Source organism: Shewanella sp. c952 (genome assembly GCF_019654975.1).
Lineage (GTDB): Bacteria > Pseudomonadota > Gammaproteobacteria > Enterobacterales > Shewanellaceae > Shewanella.
In genome coordinates this window covers 33312-51508 of sequence record NZ_BPEW01000025.1, presented here as the reverse complement: position 1 = coordinate 51508, position 18197 = coordinate 33312, and the positions used below count along the sequence as shown (strand labels likewise).

The 18197-nt window shown below is 42.7% G+C and carries 15 protein-coding genes; 12 read left to right on the top strand and 3 right to left on the bottom strand.

The annotated features are described in order from the left end of the window. Positions 1-67 precede the first annotated feature (67 nt). The gene (gyrA, locus tag K5R16_RS15805) at positions 68-2779 is read left to right on the top strand and encodes a DNA gyrase subunit A (RefSeq protein ID WP_220738513.1); all 2712 of its coding nucleotides are present in this window, start codon (positions 68-70) and stop codon (positions 2777-2779) included. Positions 2780-3015: 236 nt separating this feature from the next. On the opposite strand, the gene K5R16_RS15800 is transcribed toward gyrA, so the two are convergent. Then, the gene (locus K5R16_RS15800) at positions 3016-4173 is read right to left on the bottom strand and encodes a serine hydrolase (protein ID WP_220738512.1); all 1158 of its coding nucleotides are present in this window, start codon (positions 4171-4173) and stop codon (positions 3016-3018) included. Positions 4174-4437: 264 nt separating this feature from the next. On the opposite strand from K5R16_RS15800, the gene serC reads away from it, so the two are divergent. Continuing rightward, positions 4438-5529 carry a 3-phosphoserine/phosphohydroxythreonine transaminase gene (gene serC, locus K5R16_RS15795; protein ID WP_220738511.1) on the top strand — a complete coding sequence of 364 codons (1092 nt, stop codon included), beginning with the start codon at positions 4438-4440 and terminating at the stop codon, positions 5527-5529. Positions 5530-5583: 54 nt separating this feature from the next. Here the strand turns inward: serC and K5R16_RS15790 are convergent, their stop codons facing one another. Further along, the gene (locus K5R16_RS15790) at positions 5584-6774 is read right to left on the bottom strand and encodes an amino acid aminotransferase (protein WP_220738510.1); all 1191 of its coding nucleotides are present in this window, start codon (positions 6772-6774) and stop codon (positions 5584-5586) included. 428 nt (positions 6775-7202) lie between these two features. On the opposite strand from K5R16_RS15790, the gene aroA reads away from it, so the two are divergent. The 9 genes from aroA (at position 7203) to K5R16_RS15745 (ending at position 15303) form a co-directional block, all read left to right on the top strand. Further along, a complete protein-coding gene (aroA, locus tag K5R16_RS15785; protein ID WP_220738509.1) occupies positions 7203-8483 on the top strand; it encodes a 3-phosphoshikimate 1-carboxyvinyltransferase in 1281 nt (426 codons plus the stop codon). A gap of 180 nt (positions 8484-8663) precedes the next feature. Further along, positions 8664-9356: a (d)CMP kinase gene (gene cmk, locus K5R16_RS15780; protein ID WP_220738508.1), complete on the top strand. Its 693-nt coding sequence runs from the start codon at positions 8664-8666 to the stop codon at positions 9354-9356. A 97-nt stretch (positions 9357-9453) separates the two neighbouring features. Next, positions 9454-11121 (top strand): 30S ribosomal protein S1, encoded by a 1668-nt coding sequence (rpsA, locus tag K5R16_RS15775; RefSeq protein WP_020912589.1) that lies wholly within the window; start codon positions 9454-9456, stop codon positions 11119-11121. Positions 11122-11193: 72 nt separating this feature from the next. Further along, positions 11194-11481 carry an integration host factor subunit beta gene (ihfB, locus tag K5R16_RS15770; protein ID WP_044555860.1) on the top strand — a complete coding sequence of 96 codons (288 nt, stop codon included), beginning with the start codon at positions 11194-11196 and terminating at the stop codon, positions 11479-11481. A 122-nt stretch (positions 11482-11603) separates the two neighbouring features. After that, positions 11604-11912, top strand: a complete 309-nt coding sequence (locus tag K5R16_RS15765) for a LapA family protein (RefSeq protein ID WP_220738507.1) — start codon at positions 11604-11606, stop codon at positions 11910-11912. Position 11913: 1 nt separating this feature from the next. Next, positions 11914-13074 (top strand): lipopolysaccharide assembly protein LapB, encoded by a 1161-nt coding sequence (lapB, locus tag K5R16_RS15760; protein ID WP_220738506.1) that lies wholly within the window; start codon positions 11914-11916, stop codon positions 13072-13074. Between the two features lie 64 nt (positions 13075-13138). Further along, positions 13139-13834 carry an orotidine-5'-phosphate decarboxylase gene (gene pyrF, locus K5R16_RS15755; protein ID WP_220738505.1) on the top strand — a complete coding sequence of 232 codons (696 nt, stop codon included), beginning with the start codon at positions 13139-13141 and terminating at the stop codon, positions 13832-13834. 96 nt (positions 13835-13930) lie between these two features. After that, the gene (locus K5R16_RS15750; protein ID WP_220738504.1) at positions 13931-14743 is read left to right on the top strand and encodes an SDR family oxidoreductase; all 813 of its coding nucleotides are present in this window, start codon (positions 13931-13933) and stop codon (positions 14741-14743) included. Between the two features lie 17 nt (positions 14744-14760). Further along, positions 14761-15303, top strand: a complete 543-nt coding sequence (locus K5R16_RS15745) for a DUF2058 domain-containing protein (RefSeq protein ID WP_220738503.1) — start codon at positions 14761-14763, stop codon at positions 15301-15303. Positions 15304-15411: 108 nt separating this feature from the next. Here K5R16_RS15745 and K5R16_RS15740 read toward each other — a convergent pair whose 3' ends face one another. Further along, positions 15412-16059: a hypothetical protein gene (locus K5R16_RS15740; protein WP_220738502.1), complete on the bottom strand. Its 648-nt coding sequence runs from the start codon at positions 16057-16059 to the stop codon at positions 15412-15414. 361 nt (positions 16060-16420) lie between these two features. On the opposite strand from K5R16_RS15740, the gene K5R16_RS15735 reads away from it, so the two are divergent. Continuing rightward, positions 16421-18181 (top strand): acyl-CoA dehydrogenase family protein, encoded by a 1761-nt coding sequence (locus K5R16_RS15735; RefSeq protein ID WP_220738501.1) that lies wholly within the window; start codon positions 16421-16423, stop codon positions 18179-18181. Positions 18182-18197 lie beyond the last annotated feature (16 nt).

Below are 18197 nucleotides of genomic sequence, written 5' to 3'. Positions count from 1 at the left end.
CGTTTTCAAGCATGGCCGTTCTTATGAGTGAGAATTGCATGCTAAATTTCAGGGGATCGAGCAGTTTATGACTGATCTGGCTTCATCTATAACACCAATTAATATTGAAGACGAATTAAAGAATTCTTACCTCGATTACGCTATGAGTGTAATTGTAGGCCGGGCACTGCCCGATGTTCGTGATGGCTTAAAGCCTGTTCATCGTCGCGTCTTATTCGCGATGAACGAATTGAAAAACGACTGGAACAAGCCATATAAGAAATCGGCTCGTGTTGTCGGTGACGTAATTGGTAAGTATCACCCACATGGTGACACTGCTGTATACGACACGATCGTTCGTTTAGCGCAGCCATTCTCAATGAGATATCCACTTATCGACGGCCAAGGTAACTTCGGTTCAGTCGATGGCGATGCTGCAGCTGCAATGCGTTATACAGAAATCCGTATGGACAAAGTTGCGCATCAGTTATTAGCAGATCTTGAGAAAGAGACGGTTGATTTTGTACCTAACTATGATGGTACAGAGTTTATCCCAGCTGTTTTACCTACTCGCATACCGACATTACTGGTTAATGGTTCATCAGGTATTGCCGTTGGTATGGCAACAAATATACCTCCTCACAACATTACTGAAGTGATTGCCGGTTGTTTGGCGCTTATCGAAGACCCAGCGTTGTCTATCGAACAGTTAATGGAACATATTCCAGGACCAGATTTTCCTACCGCAGCGATTATTAATGGTCGTAAGGGCATCATCGACGCTTATAAAACGGGTCGAGGTCGTGCTGTTATGCGCGCCCGTGCAGATGTGGAAACTGAAGACAATGGGCGTGAACGTATTATTGTTCACGAAATTCCATATCAAGTTAACAAAGCCCGCCTTATCGAGAAGATGGCTGAGCTTGTTAAAGATAAAAAGATAGAAGGGATCAGTGGCCTACGTGACGAGTCTGATAAAGACGGTATGCGTATAGTCATTGAGATCAAGCGTGGTGAAGTGGGTGAAGTTGTACTAAACAACTTATACGCTCAAACACAGATGCAGTGCTCTTTTGGTATTAACATGGTTGCGTTGACTAACGGTCAGCCAAAACTATTTAACCTGAAAGAGATGCTCGAGTGCTTTATTCTTCACCGCCGCGAAGTTGTGACTCGTCGTACTGTATTTGAACTGCGTAAAGCCCGCGAAAGAGCCCATACATTGGAAGCTCTAGCGGTAGCTCTGGCAAATATTGACCCTATTATTGCGCTCATTAAAGCATCGCCAACACCCGCTGAAGCCAAGGTTAAATTGGTTGCACAAGGTTGGGAACTTGGACATGTTAAAGGCATGCTTGAAAAAGCAGGTGACGATGCAGCGCGTCCAGAGTGGTTAGATCCAGAGTTTGGTATTCGTGATGACAAGTACTTCCTGACAGAACAACAAGCGCAAGCAATTCTTGAGCTTCGTTTGCACCGTCTTACAGGTCTTGAACATGACAAGATCATCGCAGAATATGAAGAGTTGCTAGAAGTTATCGCTGCATTGCTACTTATATTAAGTAGCCCGCAACGCTTGATGGAAGTGATTACTGAAGAGCTTCATGAAGTGCTTGAAAACTTTGGCGATGAACGTCGCACTGTTATCAATGCCAATGAAGTTGATATGAGTCTTGAAGATCTCATCAACGAAGAGGACGTTGTAGTTACACTTTCTCATCTTGGTTATGCAAAATATCAAGCGCTTACAGACTATCAGGCGCAGCGCCGTGGTGGTAAGGGTAAAGCTGCGACTAAAGTTAAAGATGAAGATTTCGTCGAAAAACTATTGGTAGCGAATACTCACGATACTATTTTATGTTTCTCTGACTTCGGCAAAATGTATTGGCTGAAGGTTTATCAATTGCCACTTGCGAGCCGTACAGCTCGTGGGCGTCCTATTGTAAACTTATTACCTCTATCTGAAGGTGAGCGCATTACCGCTATTTTACCAGTACGTGAATATGCCGATGATAAATATATCATTATGGCAACTTCTCACGGAACGGTTAAGAAAACAGCGTTAACAGCGTACAGCAACCCTCGTGCTAACGGCATTATTGCAGTTAACTTGAAAGATGGTGACCAACTGATTGGCGTTGATATTACCGATGGTAATGACGACATCATGTTGTTCTCTAACGAAGGTAAAGTAGTACGCTTTAACGAAAAAGCACGTAATGCAGAAACTGGCGAAGTGAAGATTGACCCAGAAACTGGTGAAGAGGTGATTGCACTACGTGCGATGGGCCGTACCGCTACCGGTGTTCGTGGTATTAAGCTTGAAGATGGCCAAACTGTTGTATCGCTAATTGTGCCTAAAGAAGATGGCGCAATCTTGACGGTAACCGAAAATGGTTATGGTAAGCGAACTGCACTTTCTGAGTACCCAGCTAAGAGTCGTGGTACAAAAGGCGTTGTTTCTATCAAAGTGAGCGAACGTAATGGTGCTGTAGTTGGTGCTGTACAAGTTGGCGATAATGATGAAATCATGCTTATCAGTGACAAAGGAACTTTAGTTCGAACTCCTGCAACTGGAGTATCGAGTATTGGTCGTAATACTCAAGGTGTGACTATCATTCGCACTGCGGAAGATGAGAAGGTTGTCGGTTTACAACGCATTGATGAAATTCAGGACGATGAAGTTGAGCTTGATGAAGAGGGTAACCCTATCATCTCAGAGCCAACAGCAGAAACTGAAACACAAAGTGCAGAAGCTGCTGATACTGCAGAAAACGACGAGCCAGACACTGAAGCTTAATCGTAGTTATTAATACGAAGTAAAAAAGGATGCTATGGGCATCCTTTTTTATTGCTGCTAATAAACGTAACTGATTTCTAGTGTGTATAAAACTTTGCTAGAAGTAGAAGTAGAAGTAGAAGTAGAAGTAGTGTTTTAGCCATATTGGCTAAGCAGTTTTAGCTTACTTGTTGCTAAAGCCAAACTCTATATTGGCGAGCACACATCAATAACTAAATCGCTTCGTAAGGAGAACATTACTTCTTAAGTTTATCAGCGATTAAAAATGCGTCTTGCCAAAATTCAGCACTGAGTTTAGTTGCTACCCTAGATTCGCCATTAAGTAACATTGCCATACCAATGTTAAGCTCTGGTGAGTATGAAATTTCAGCCACGTAGCCGGCGACCCAACCAGCGTGATAAATCAACTGCCTTCCTTCGAATTGGTACACCCGCCAGCCTTTACCGTAATGCGCGCTGTCCAGATGTTTACGCCAATCTCTACGACGTAACTCTTTAGTGGTTTTAATACCTGGAGTGGTTAAATCCATAATCACGTTTGCAGAGAGCACTTCTGGGTTTTGCCCCAAATTTGCCATTAACCATTTAGACATATCTGTAATGCTAGCGTTCACGCCTGCAGCTGGTGCGAGTTGGTAGTAGTTTGGCTTTACTTTAACTCGCTTAAAACCAGACTTTGTTTTTACATGCGGCTCCGCACGATTGACGGTTTGTTGAAATGCGTCATACCCTAGCGATGCAGAACTCATGTCTAATGGGGTAAATATCCTTTGCTGAAGCATCTGTTGGTAGCTTTGTTTGGATTGCTTTTCAATTGCCGTTTGAATAAAAGAAAACGCTACGTTTTGATAGCCATAGCAGACTCCCGGTTTACACATAGGTGTTAGCTCAGCAAACTTATCAATAATTTTCGGCATTTTGACATTTGCATTGATTAAGTTGTCATAACTGTTTGGCCATAAGCCAGTGCTGTGTCCAATGATATGGCCTAAGCTAATTTGCTGAGCACTTTGCCGTTCAGCAAGAGTGAACTTTGGTAGAAAGCTGACTATAGGTTGGCGCCAATCGAGTTTATGCTCTTCAACTAAAAGACCTGCTAAGGTTCCCGCGAAGGTTTTAGAAACGGAGGCTAACCTAAATACAGTGTCAGCATTGATGTTATATTTACCATTTTTACGGCGCTTACCGTAAGTGGACAATTTTAATAGCGTGTCATTTTCTACAATAACAAAGGCGCCACCTGGTACCTTTTCGCTTTTCAACTCTCGTTTAAAATCCGTTGCAAAATTATCAGAGAGGGAAGCATAATTTGAAGACGTGGCGCTTGCTTGATCAAACGGTAACAGCGCTGCTAAAGAGAATGTACCAATAATAAAAGTCGATTTAAAAAACATTTACAGTTCCAATGTGCCAAATTACGCTGTGCTAAAGAAGATTTCTGTACGTAAAGAAAACAGCGTAATACTTTAACGGCTCGTTGCCGAGGAAAAGGGTAATATTACTCGTTGTACGAATGATAGTTAATAAAAATTTGTATTTTAATAATAGCTAAGCACTAAATGTTTTTTTCATTTTAGCATCCAAACAGTTACGCTATACTCGGAAAAGTTTTACATCGAGTCGATTATTTTATTGATCACAATAGAAGGACAAAATCTGTGAGCGCTACTTTTAATTTCTGTGCTGGACCTGCCATGTTACCTCAAGCTGTTATGCAAAAAGCACAGAGTGAGTTGTTAAATTGGAATAATATGGGTACTTCGGTGATGGAGATTAGTCACCGTAGTAAAGAGTTCATAGCGCTAACCACTCAAGCTGAAGCGAATTTACGCGAGTTAATGGACATTCCGGCAAACTATCATGTGCTCTTTATGCATGGCGGTGGTCGAGGTCAGTTTTCGGCTATCGCCAATAACTTTCTTGGCAATAAAGGCCGAGCACTTTATCTAGTTGACGGCAGTTGGTCTTCAGCTGCAGTAGAAGAAGCTAAAAAGCTGGCTGGTGAAGACAGTATCGATACCATGAATATCGTCGAAAAGAGTAATGGCTTAAACAGCGTTTCTTTACCTTCGTTTTCAAATATCGATAAAGATTACCGGTACCTACATTACTGCCCGAACGAGACTGTGGACGGTATTGAGATCTTTGACACGATTAATAGCCCATGGCCAGTTATCGCTGATATGTCATCAAATATTTTGTCGCGAAAAATAGATGTAAATCAATTTGGCCTCATTTATGCTGGAGCACAAAAAAATATAGGGCCATCAGGCTTGAGTATTGTCATTGTACGCGATGATATGCTGGCGCTACCGAGTTTGCCGCAGTCTTCCATCATGGATTATAAACTGGCGGTAAAACATGGCTCTATGTATAACACTCCGCCGACATTTGCATGGTACTTAGCAGCAGAAGTTTTTGCATGGTTAAAAGCGAGTGGTGGCGTTGAGTCCGTTGAAAAAATTAATATTGAGAAAGCTAAGCGTCTGTACCAGTGCATAGATGACCTTGATTTCTATACTAGTGGCGTTGCTAACGAGAATCGCTCTCGTATGAATGTAACTTTCCAGCTTGTTAATGCTGAGCTTGATAACCAATTTTTGGAAGAAGCTAAACAGGCTGGCTTGGTAGCACTGAAAGGGCACCGTAGTGTAGGCGGAATGCGCGCGAGTATTTACAATGCCATGCCGATTGAAGGCGTCATTGAATTAGTGAGTTTCATGCAAAACTTTGCTAAAAAACATAGCTGATGAGTAAATTAAAAAGCCGCTATCAAAAGCGGCTTTTTACTGGCACTTTAAAGCTTAGAGCACTTTAGCAATTGATTTTGCTAAGTAATCAACATTTCCAGTACCTATGCCCGCAATGCTTATACGGCTGGAGTCGACCATATAAACACTGTATTCACTTTGAAGCTGTGCGACTTGCTCTGGCGTGATCCCTAAGAACGAGAACATGCCTTTTTGCTCAGTGATGAAGTCAAAGTTACTAGTAACGCCAATCTCTTTGAGCTTATTAACTAACATTGCACGATTGCCGTTAATGCGATCGCGCATTACCGTTAACTCGTCTAACCACTCTTGTTTTAGCTCATTTGAACCTAGAATCGTTTCCACTATTGCTGCACCGTGTGCTGGCGGCATCGAATAGATACAACGCACAACATAAAGTAAGACGGAGAAAGCAACATCACTGGCGGCTGCATCTTTACCTATAATGCTACAGGCGCCAATACGTTCTCGGTAAAGACCGAAATTCTTAGAGCAAGAGCTGCATAAGATCATGTTGTTGACTGTCGCAGCCATTTTCCGAACGCCATACGCATCTTCATCAACACCTTCTCCAAAGCCTTGATAGGCCATATCAATCAGTGGTGTAAAGCCTTGCTCTGCAGTAAGCTCGATAACCTCGTCCCATTGTTGTTGGTTGAGATCCATACCACTTGGGTTATGACAACAAGCATGTAGCAGTACCACATCATCGCTGCCAATTTCTGACAGTGCGGCTTTCATTTCTGCAAATTTCAGTGATTTAGTGTCGTAATCATAATAAGGGTAGGTTTTAACAGTGATCCCCGCCGCTTCAAATAAGCCTGTATGGTTTGCCCATGTTGGATCGCTAACCCAAAGCACAGAGTTTGGATTACAGCGCTTAATAAAATCCGCAGCGACTCTAAGTGCTCCAGTGCCGCCTGGAGTGGACACTGTACGTACTCTGTTAGCTAGAATTGCACGGTTTTCTGCACCAAAAGCCAGTTCAGACATTAGACGATTAAAGTCAGCAGAACCTGTTGGGCCGATGTAAACTTTTGTTGACTCAGTGTCTAAACGATACTTCTCAGCTTTCTTTACACAAGTCAGAATAGGGGTGTGACCTGATTCGTCTTTATATACCCCGACACCTAGATCAACTTTCTGTGTATGATTATCTTCACGGTATTTAGTCAGTAATCCTAAAATTGGATCTGCAGGCATAGCGGTCAGTTTGTTGAACATAGCTCCATCTACCTCTTTGTTTATTGGCCTACTTTCTATAGCAAATAATGCCAATTTATTTAGTTATTCTTATATTACCTAGGGTAACGTAAATTTGTAGTTATTTAATAGTGATTATCATGAATTTCGTTTGGATAAAAATTGGCAATAATATATTCCAATACGTTTATTTTTGAGCAAACGTGTCATTTTCACCCCTGATAAATGTCTATTTCTACCACTTGAATAACTTTTAGGGCTTAAAGGTAAGTTTTTAGCAAAAAAGTGTTGAATACTTCGCAGCAATCAGTAAATTTGTAACTACGAAGTTCAAACAATCGCTAAACAGCTGTCATTTTGTCGTGGTGACCTAACAAGCATTTAGCATGAACGTCTACTGTTAACCCGCAGGTGAGTTTGACTCCTGCAGTAATTTAAAGAAGTTATCAATGAATCAATTACGTTTAGAGCCTATCGAAAAAGTAAACGGGACCATTAATATCCCAGGATCTAAAAGCATTTCTAACCGCGCGCTGTTACTTGCAACGTTAGCCGAAGGGACCACGACATTAACAAACTTGCTCGATTCTGACGATATCCGCTATATGTTGGCATCACTCAAGCAATTAGGCGTGAACTATCGCTTATCAAATAACAACACGGTTTGTGAAGTTGATGGACTCGCTGGCACGCTTAACAGCGATGTTGCACAAACATTATTTTTGGGCAATGCAGGCACTGCTATGCGGCCACTTTGCGCTGCACTTACATTAGGCAATGGAGAGTTTACCTTAACCGGTGAACCTCGAATGGAAGAACGTCCCATTGGCGATCTGGTTGACTCATTACGCCAACTTGGCGCCGATGTTAGCTACTTAAAAAATGATGGCTTTCCGCCATTAACCATTAATGCTACGGGCTTGAGCGGTGGTGATGTTGAAATAGCGGGTGATCTCTCTAGTCAGTTCTTAACAGCTTTGCTAATGGTTGCACCGCTAGCGAAAGGTGATGTCAATATTAACATTAAGGGCGAACTAGTATCTAAGCCTTACATTGATATTACTTTAGCGTTAATGGCGCAGTTTGGTGTTAACGTTACCAATAATAGTTACACCTCTTTTGAAATCAAAACTGGCCAACGCTATACCAGTCCTGGAAAACTATTGGTAGAAGGTGATGCGTCATCAGCATCTTACTTTCTTGCGGCAGGTGCAATTAAGGGCGGCGAAGTCAAAGTGACCGGTGTAGGCAAACTCAGTATTCAAGGTGATGTAAAGTTTGCTGATGTATTGGCGCAGATGGGCGCAGACATAGAGTGGGGCGATGACTACATTATTGCTCGTGGCTCGAAATTAAACGCTGTTGATCTTGATATGAACCACATTCCGGACGCCGCGATGACGATTGCGACAGCGGCGCTGTTTGCAACTGGTACAACGCATATTCGTAATATTTATAACTGGCGCATTAAAGAAACCGATCGCTTAGCGGCGATGGCGACTGAATTACGTAAGGTAGGAGCTATAGTTGATGAAGGTCATGACTACATTAGTGTGACGCCGCCAGCCAAACCGCATACCGCAAATATTGATACTTATAACGATCATCGAATGGCGATGTGCTTTTCAATGTTGGCCTTTGCTGATTGTGGCATAACGATTAATGAACCTGAGTGTACCTCTAAAACTTTCCCTGATTACTTTAATCAGTTTAACGCGCTTGCAAACTAAAATACCTCCTCTAGTACATTAGGTTATATGGTTCAGGTTTTTGTCATAAATCTGAACCATATCTTAATGAGATCTCCGTTTATTTGAATTAGATGCCGCTTTCTCGCGTTACATGGTTTATAATGCGCGCGCTCATTTTCGGTTATATCAAGGAAGATTGAATTTCTTGTGGAGGATTTTATGTTAGAACGGGCTCCTGTTGTCACTGTTGACGGCCCTAGCGGTGCGGGAAAAGGTACTATTAGTCAATTACTTGCTGAGAAGTTAGGTTACAAGTTGTTAGATAGTGGTGCAATTTATCGCGTATTAGCATTAGCTGCTATTCATCACAACGTAGAACTTGATAATGAAGAATCGCTAACATTACTAGCTGCACATTTGGACGTGCAATTTATTACAGGTAATGAAAGCAAAGGCATTAAAGTGGTGCTGGAAGGCGAAGACGTATCAACAACGATACGCAGCCAAGAGTGCTCAAATGCTGCATCAAAAGTAGCGGCTTTCCCGCGTGTTAGAGAAGCATTGCTGCGTCGTCAGCGTGCTTTTGCTGAAGTACCAGGATTGATTGCTGATGGTCGTGATATGGGAACGGTTGTTTTCCCTGCAACGCCAGCAAAACTTTTTTTGACTGCTAGTGCAGAGGAAAGGGCGCAAAGACGCTATAATCAGTTGCAGGACAATGGCTTCGATGTTAAAATCGATCAGCTTTTGTCAGAGATAAAAGAGCGTGACGACCGCGATATGAATCGCAGTGTCGCTCCTTTGGTACCAGCCGAAGACGCACTTGTAATCGATACGACGAACATTTCTATCGAAGATGTGTTAGCCATGGCGCTGACTCATATTCATAAAAGTTTTCAAGTACCTGCGTAAGCAGGTATTTAACTATTTGCTCCAAGGATGAGGCAAATTATTATACTGACTCCGCGTCCAGGATGGGCTGTGGTTTATTAAAGAAAGTAACTTAAACATGACTGAATCTTTTGCTGATCTATTTGAACAATCCCTTGAAACTTTGGAGTTCCGTCCAGGTTCTATCGTAACTGGTGTAGTTGTACGCATCGAAAACGGTACTGTACTTGTTGACGCAGGTCTTAAGTCTGAAAGCCCAATCCCAGCTGAACAGTTCAAGAACGCTTCTGGCGAACTTGAAATTTCTGTTGGCGATACCGTGCACGTTGCTCTTGACTCTGTTGAAGATGGCTTCGGTGAGACTCAATTGTCTCGCGAAAAAGCTAAGCGTCACGAAGCTTGGATCGTTCTAGAAAAAGCGTACGAAGATGCTGAAACTGTAATCGGTATCATCAATGGTAAGGTTAAAGGCGGTTTCACTGTTGAATTAAACGGTATCCGTGCATTCCTACCTGGTTCTCTAGTTGACGTTCGCCCAGTTCGCGATACAGCTCACCTAGAAAACAAAGAATTAGAATTCAAAGTTATCAAGCTTGACCAGAAGCGCAACAACGTTGTTGTTTCTCGTCGTGCAGTTATCGAATCTGAAAGCAGCGCAGAGCGTGATGCTCTTCTTGAGAACCTTCAAGAAGGTCAATCAGTTAAAGGTATCGTTAAGAACCTTACTGACTACGGTGCATTCGTTGATCTTGGTGGTGTTGACGGTCTTCTACATATCACTGATATGGCTTGGAAGCGTGTTAAGCACCCATCAGAAATCGTTAATGTTGGTGACGAAATCAACGTTAAAGTTCTTAAGTACGACCGTGAGCGCACACGTGTATCACTAGGTCTTAAGCAACTTGGCGAAGATCCATGGTTAGAAATCAGCAAGCGCTACCCAGAAAACACACGTTTGACTGGTCGCGTTACTAACCTAACTGACTACGGTTGTTTCGTTGAAATCGAAGAAGGCGTTGAAGGTCTTGTTCACGTTTCTGAAATGGATTGGACTAACAAGAACATCCACCCATCAAAGGTTGTTAACCTAGGTGATGAAGTAGAAGTTCTAGTTCTAGACATCGATGAAGAGCGTCGTCGTATTTCTCTTGGTCTTAAGCAATGTAAGACTAACCCATGGGATGACTTCGCAGAGCGTTTCAACAAGGGCGACAAGGTTTCTGGTAAGATCAAGTCAATCACTGACTTCGGTATCTTCATCGGTCTTGACGGCGGCATCGACGGTCTAGTTCACCTTTCTGATATCTCTTGGAATGGTACTGGCGAAGACGCAGTTGCTGAATACAAGAAAGGCGACGAAATCAACGCAGTTGTTCTTTCTGTTGACCCAGAGCGCGAGCGTATCAGCTTAGGCGTTAAGCAAACTGAAGACGATCCATTCAATGCATACCTTGCTGATAAGAAGAAAGGTGTTGTTGTAAATGGTGTTGTTACTGCAGTTGACGCAAAAGGTGTTACAATTGAACTAGCTGAGACTGTTGAAGGTTACCTTCGCGTTTCAGATATCTCTCGTGAGCGCATCGAAGATGCATCAACAGTTTACTCTGTAGGTGACAAAGTCGAGTCTAAGTTCATGGGTGTAGATCGTAAGAACCGCACCATCAGCCTTTCTATCCGTGCTAAGGATGAAGCTGAAGAGAAAGAAGCAATGGCTAGCTTGAACAAGCAGGAAGACGCTGTCATGAGCAGTGCGATGGCTGAAGCGTTCAAAGCAGCTCGTAAATAATCGCCTTGAAGTTCAGGGGTGCATGCACCCCTAAAAGGTGACTGTGTTTGGCTTGATAATAGAGGGTATAGGATGACAAAATCCGAACTGATCGAAAAACTTGCCACTAGGCAGTCGCAGCTGTCTGCGAAGGAAGTGGAAAGCGCTATTAAAGAAATGTTGGAGCAAATGGCTGATACATTAGAGGGTGGAGATCGTATCGAAATCCGAGGCTTTGGTAGTTTCTCACTTCATTATCGTGCACCGCGCACTGGCCGTAATCCAAAGACTGGTACCTCAGTCGACTTGGAAGGCAAGTACGTACCGCACTTTAAGCCAGGCAAAGAACTGCGCGAACGTGTTGACGCGGTCAACGCGTAATTTACACTGTATTAAAAGCCTCCCTTGGGAGGCTTTTTTATATCTAAAACTTAGGTAACACTAGCTAGTTCACTCTTTTTCTTAGATAATCAAAGCTTACCACCACGTGTATGGAGCTTAACGTGAAGTCATTCATTATTGCCGTTTTAGTCGCCGCATTTTTTTTCATAGCGCTTATCTTCGGTGCCCGTAACGAACAGGTTGTAAGCATTAGCTATTTTGTTGCTCAGGGTGAGTTTAGATTGCCCGTTGTGCTTGCATGTGTTTTTTTAGCTGGCTTTTTAGTGAGCTGGGTGTTTGCTATGTACCATATCGCCGGACTTAAGCTTTCTATAAGGCGTTTAAAGAAGCAAGTTGCTGCTAATGACACTCTAATGGCCGACAAGGCTAACGCAGTGACTGAAAGTGCGACAAAGGAAGTAGACGCGTAATATGTTAGAAATTCTCTTTCTGTTGCTACCTATTGCCGCCGGATATGGCTGGTACATGGGGCGCAGAAGTGTCAGACAGAAACAGACAAATCAAAGAAAACAGCTCAGTAGAGATTACTTCACTGGCTTAAATTTTCTACTGTCTAATGAATCTGACAAAGCGGTTGACCTATTTATATCAATGTTGGATGTCGATGACGAAACCATTGATACTCACCTTTCTTTAGGTTCCCTTTTTAGAAAGCGCGGAGAAGTGGACCGCTCGATTCGAATCCACCAGAACCTCATCGCTAGACCTAGCCTAACCACAGAGCAAAGAGATATTGCGATGATGGAATTGGGTAAAGACTATCTCGCAGCTGGATTTTATGATCGCGCAGAAGAGATTTTTATTAATCTTGTGAATCAGGAAGATCATAGCGAAGAGGCTGAAACTCAGCTTATTGCCATTTATCAAGTCACCAAAGACTGGCAAAAAGCGATTGATATCATTAAGAAGCTTAAACGTAAACGTCAGCAAGTGCTCAAACACGACAGTGCTCATTTCTATTGTGAACTTGCGGCAGAGTCAACTGACGATGCCATAAAGTTAAAACGGTTACTATCAGCGAATAAAATTGATCCAAGTTGTGGAAGGGCGCTGCTTACATTAGCAGAACTGTACCTGAAGCTTGAAGATTTTAAGTCCTGCAAGCAATCTATAGAGAAACTACTCAATACCGATGTAGAGCTCTTTCCTGACAGCCTGCCCATTGCTAAGCAAGTTTACTTACTCACCGATGACAATATTGGCTATCAAGAACTTCTTAGAGAAGCGATAGAGAAGGGCGCTGGCGCAAGTATCGCAGTGACTTTAGCTCAGCACATGATTTCTCAAGGAAATGAGAAAGATGCTGAGAAACTTATTCTAGAAGGTTTGATAAGGCACCCTACAATGAAGAGCTTTCAGCATCTGATGAAGATGCATGTTAAGCAAGCCGAAGATGGTCAAGCTAAAAAAAGTTTATCAATGTTAGAGCAATTGGTTGAACAGCAAATTAAATTTCGCCCTGGATATCGCTGCAGCGAATGTGGCTTTCCATCGCATAGATTGTATTGGCATTGCCCCTCTTGTAAGAATTGGGGAAGTATAAAAAGAGTAAGGGGGCTAGACGGAGAGTAGTTGTTCTCTTGCCGCCCTAAAAACATATTAATAGTATTTAAAACGCAAAGTGATTGGAGAAAAAATGACGAACAAACCTATTTTGGTAGCACTAGATTACGACAATAGAAACGATGCTTTGCAGCTAATAGATAAGCTTGACCCTGATATGTGCCGTCTTAAAATAGGTAAAGAAATGTTTACCTTATTTGGCCCTCAAATCGTAACCGATATTCATAGCCGCGGCTTTGATCTGTTTTTAGATTTAAAATTTCACGATATCCCTAATACGGTTGCTAAAGCCGTTTCAGCTGCTGCTGAGTTAGGCGTTTGGATGACAAACGTTCATGCTTCTGGTGGACTGGCGATGATGGAAGCGGCTAAAAGAGCGCTTGAGCAATATGGTGATAAAGCACCGTTACTGATTGCTGTAACTGTCTTGACCTCAATGAGTGATGATGAGCTGCAATTACTTGGCATAAACGTACCCGCATCAGAACATGTATTGCGTTTAGCGGCATTAACTCAACGCGCCGAACTAGATGGTGTGGTTTGCTCTGCGCAAGAAGCAAGTTTATTAAAAGCAGAATTTGGCCAAGAATTTAAATTGATCACCCCAGGGATAAGACCTGTTGGGAGTGAAAAAGGTGATCAGCACCGAGTTATGACGCCACCACAGGCTCTAGCTGCCGGGTCTGATTACTTAGTTATTGGTCGACCGATCACTAAAGCGTTAGATCCGCTGAAGGCTTTGCAAGAGATACATCAATCAATTGCATAAACGTTTAGATTAAACGCTTTAAAAATAAAGTGTACTGCTATAAGTTAGAAATCAGTGAACTGATTTTAATTTTATATAGCAACCGGAGTGCACTTTATGTTTGATTATCAGGGGAAAAACGTCGTTGTCGTTGGCGGCACTAGCGGTATCAATCTTGGTATAGCTTTAAGTTTCGCAAAGGCTGGCGCAAACGTCGCTGTCGCGAGTAGAAGCAAAGATAAAGTCGATGCCGCGGTGGAAAAACTAACCATCGAAAACCCTGACGCTCATCATATCGGCGCTTGTTTTGACGTAAGAGATTTAGACGCTTTATCACTCGGTTTTGAATATATCGCGGCAGCTTTTGGTACTATAGATGTGCTAGTCAGTGGGGCCGCGGGTAACTTTCCAGCGACCGCGGAGAAATTATCTGAAAATGGCTTTAAGTCTGTCATGGATATAGACCTACTCGGTAGCTTCCAGGTATTAAAGCAAGCTTTACCTTTATTGAAAGACAAAGGCGGTGCGATTATTCAGATTTCAGCGCCTCAAGCTTTTGTGCCAATGCCGATGCAAGTACATGTTTGTGCAGCTAAAGCCGGCGTCGATATGTTAACTAAAACCCTTGCAATCGAGTGGGGCTATAAAGGCATTCGAATTAACTCAATTGTACCGGGGCCTATTGCTGGGACGGAGGGATTCGATCGATTAGCACCAACACAAGAGTTACAGGATCATGTCGCAAAAGGTGTACCATTGAGGCGCAATGGTCGTTGCGAAGACATCGCTAATGCTGCGTTGTTTTTAGCCTCCGATATGGCTTCCTATATAACTGGTGCCGTTTTACCGGTAGACGGTGGCTGGTCTCTCGGTGGAGCCGGCGCAGCAATTGCCGAAATTGGTCAATTAGCGAAACAAAAACAAAGTTGAATTAGAGAATATTAGATATGGCAAACCCTTTTCAGGAACAGCTGCTTAAAGCTGGTTTGGTTAGTAAGCAGAAAGTAAGAGACACTAAAACTCAAAAACGTCGCGACAAAAAAGCAAAAGTCGATGACGGTAGCGAGGCGCTAAAGAAAGAGATCGCAGCCAAGAAGCTAGCGCAAATCGAAAAAGATAAGCAGTTAAATGAACAGCGATTTAACGAAGCCTCAGAGAAAGGTTTAGTTCGCGGACTCGTCACTGAATTTAAAAAATTTGCCATTACTCCGTCTAAAGAGGCAGACATTAAATTTAACTTTACCTTCGAGAAGAAAATTTATTCTCTTTATGTCGATAAGAAAATGCAAAGTGAGTTGTTGAAAGGCCACTTAGGTATTGTAAGACACGAAGATATTAGTTACTTAGTGCCACATAAACTTGTAGAGCGTGTAAACCTACTAGTACCAACCTGGGTTGGCTATTTATGGGCGCAAGAAGATAACGTTGAAGTCGTTGAAGAAGACGACCCTTACGCTGATTACGTTATTCCTGATGACCTAATGTGGTAACTATGTTTAGTTAATAAACTAACCGCAGTGTTTTGTCACTGCGGTTTTTTTTGAGATTCTGAAAAGAGTTTCTGTCGGCATTTTTATCCTGACGAACCGTCAGTTTAGCTAAAGCTCGTAGCTATAAGACAAGCTGAGTTTGTTATCGGTACGATAATTATCTTCTGAATAAGATCCCATAAGTCTGACACTGTGTTTAGAAGTGATTTTATAACTAGCGCCTGCACCGAGCCAATAGCTCGAGTAGTTATTAGAGCCTATTGATCCACCCGCATAAGTGACCAGCGACCACTGAGCATCTATTGGACGAATGGCAAATGCACCTAAATAGGCTCCGGTACTATTGTCGTTGTCTTTCTTACCGTCTACAAAACTAACCCCCGCCATTGGAAACACCATCCACTTGCCGGTATCAATGCCCATTAATGATAACGAGACATAGGTGCCTAAATTGTAGGTATTGCGCTCTTCATGGCCATTTAGATAAGCATTTAGAATGCCTTTTTCAAATAACCATGAACCACCTAACTGCCATTGACTGCCGTCAGCATTAATCTGTCCACGTAACATCCTTGTTTCGTCCAATCCGATAGAACCATTAAACGTTAACTCTCCGTCGTAGCCGGCACCGACTTTTGTCATGATACGAGTCGGGTCATCTAAATGCTTTTCTGTTTGTTGTTCTGATGATATGACCGGTGCTGAGTATAATAAAGCTGTAAGACCAAGGAGGCTAATTCGTTGGGTTAGGTTCATTCATTGTCCGTTATTGTATCGATAAATTCTTGAGATGGTTAACTCACGCAGAAGCATAGAGATAGTGATGCAGTAATGATACTGGTGAAACTACGAGTTTAAGGACCTATAGAATTGATTAACGTCAGCCAAGAATGTTGATTTTCGGAGAAGAATCAGTGAATGGTTCTCTGATTGTATTACATACACCAAGCGCAGATTAGAGGAGGACTAATAATAGTAAATAAAGGATAAGGTCACAGTGAGTTGACTAGGTGCTGACTTGGCTAAATAAACAGCACCTGTTAATAATTTACTTCCTTTTTCTGCTATATCTGATAGATTGAAACAACTGTTTAAATCTATCGTTTAAGAGCATTATATGAATCCCTACAACGCCCCATTAGCAGAGATGCGCTTTCTACTTGAAAACGTATTTGATGCACCTAAAACCTGGTCCGAGTTACCTGCAATGGCAGAGTCTGTGGATATGGATACAGCCGCTGCGATTTTAGATGAAGCAGACAAAATCAGTAGAGAACTTATCCATCCTATAAACCGTAGCGGTGATGAGCAAGGTGTTCGTCATGAAGCTGATAAGGTGATCACACCTGATGGTTATAAAGCGGTATATGACCAGTACGCGGAAGGCGGTTGGGTCGGTCTATGTGGTGATCCTGAACTCGGTGGTATGGGAATGCCGAAGATGCTCGGTGTTTTGGTGGATGAGATGGCTTACAGTGCATGTAATGCTTTTACCTTGTATGGCTCGTTAACCGCCGGTGCAGCCTTGGCTATTCACGCTCATGGTACTGAAGAGATTAAACAGCAGTATTTGCCGATGATGTATAGCGGAGAATGGGCTGGAGCGATGGATATGACAGAGCCACAAGCGGGCTCTGACCTGCGCAATATACGCACCAAAGCGGTTCCAAATGAGAATGGCAGTTACAACATTACTGGTAGTAAAATCTTTATTACTGGTGGCGATCATGATCTAACTGAAAACGTCATCCATTTAGTACTGGCAAAGCTGCCAAATACCAATGGCATATCGCTGTTCCTTGTACCAAAGATCAAAGTCAATGATGACAATAGCCTAGGCGATAGTAACGGCGTTACTGTGGGATCTATTGAACATAAGATGGGTCTTAAGGGTTCAGCTACCTGTGTAATGAATTTTGATGATGCAGAAGGTTATCTCATTGGTAAGCCGAACCGCGGTTTGGTTTGCATGTTTACCATGATGAATTATGAACGACTAGCCATTGGCATCCAAGGCTTAGGCACTTCGCAAGCGGCCTATCAAATGGCAGCTGATTACGCGAAAGAGCGAGTGCAGGGTGTTGCAGCAGGCGGCTCGCCAACGGGAGCGACCAGTGATCCTATCCTTGTACACGGTGATGTCAGACGTATGTTGTTAACGGTAAGAACGTTAACTGAAGCTGGACGGGCACTCTCTGTTTATACCGGTCAGCAATTAGATTTAGCGAAATACTCGGATAATGCTGAACAGAAAGCTAAAGCCAGTCGTTATGTCGGTCTACTCACGCCAGTTTCAAAAGCATTTTTAAGTGATCGAGGTTTAGATGCAGCGATTATGGCGCAGCAAGTATTTGGCGGTCACGGATATATTCGAGAGACAGGTATTGAGCAACTTGTACGTGATACTCGTATAGCTCAGATCTATGAAGGAACCAATGGCATACAGGCAATTGATTTCTTGGGCCGTAAGGTGACTGGCGACAATCTTAGCGCTTTAACAGAATTTGTCGCTGAGCAGACCGCGAATATTGCACAATTTGACAATGTATCAGCTGATGATAAAGCAACAGTATTGAAGCTGTTTGAAAAACTCATCAATGTAGCGAATGGTGTGAATGAAGTTAAACTAGCTCAGCCGGCGTTAATCAATGCCTGTGCCGTAGATTACCTTGATGCATTCGGTTATAGCCTTTATGGTTATTTTTGGCTAGCAATGACAAATGCGGCACATGATCATGAAGACAGTAAATTTAAGCAGCAAAAGCAGCACTTAAGTCGTTTCTATTTTGACAAGTTGATAGGAAAAGCGGACTACCATTTATCACAAGTCGCTGCGGGTGATGCCTCTGTCATGGAGATTGATGAGTCACTATTTTAAATAGTCGCTAAAGCGA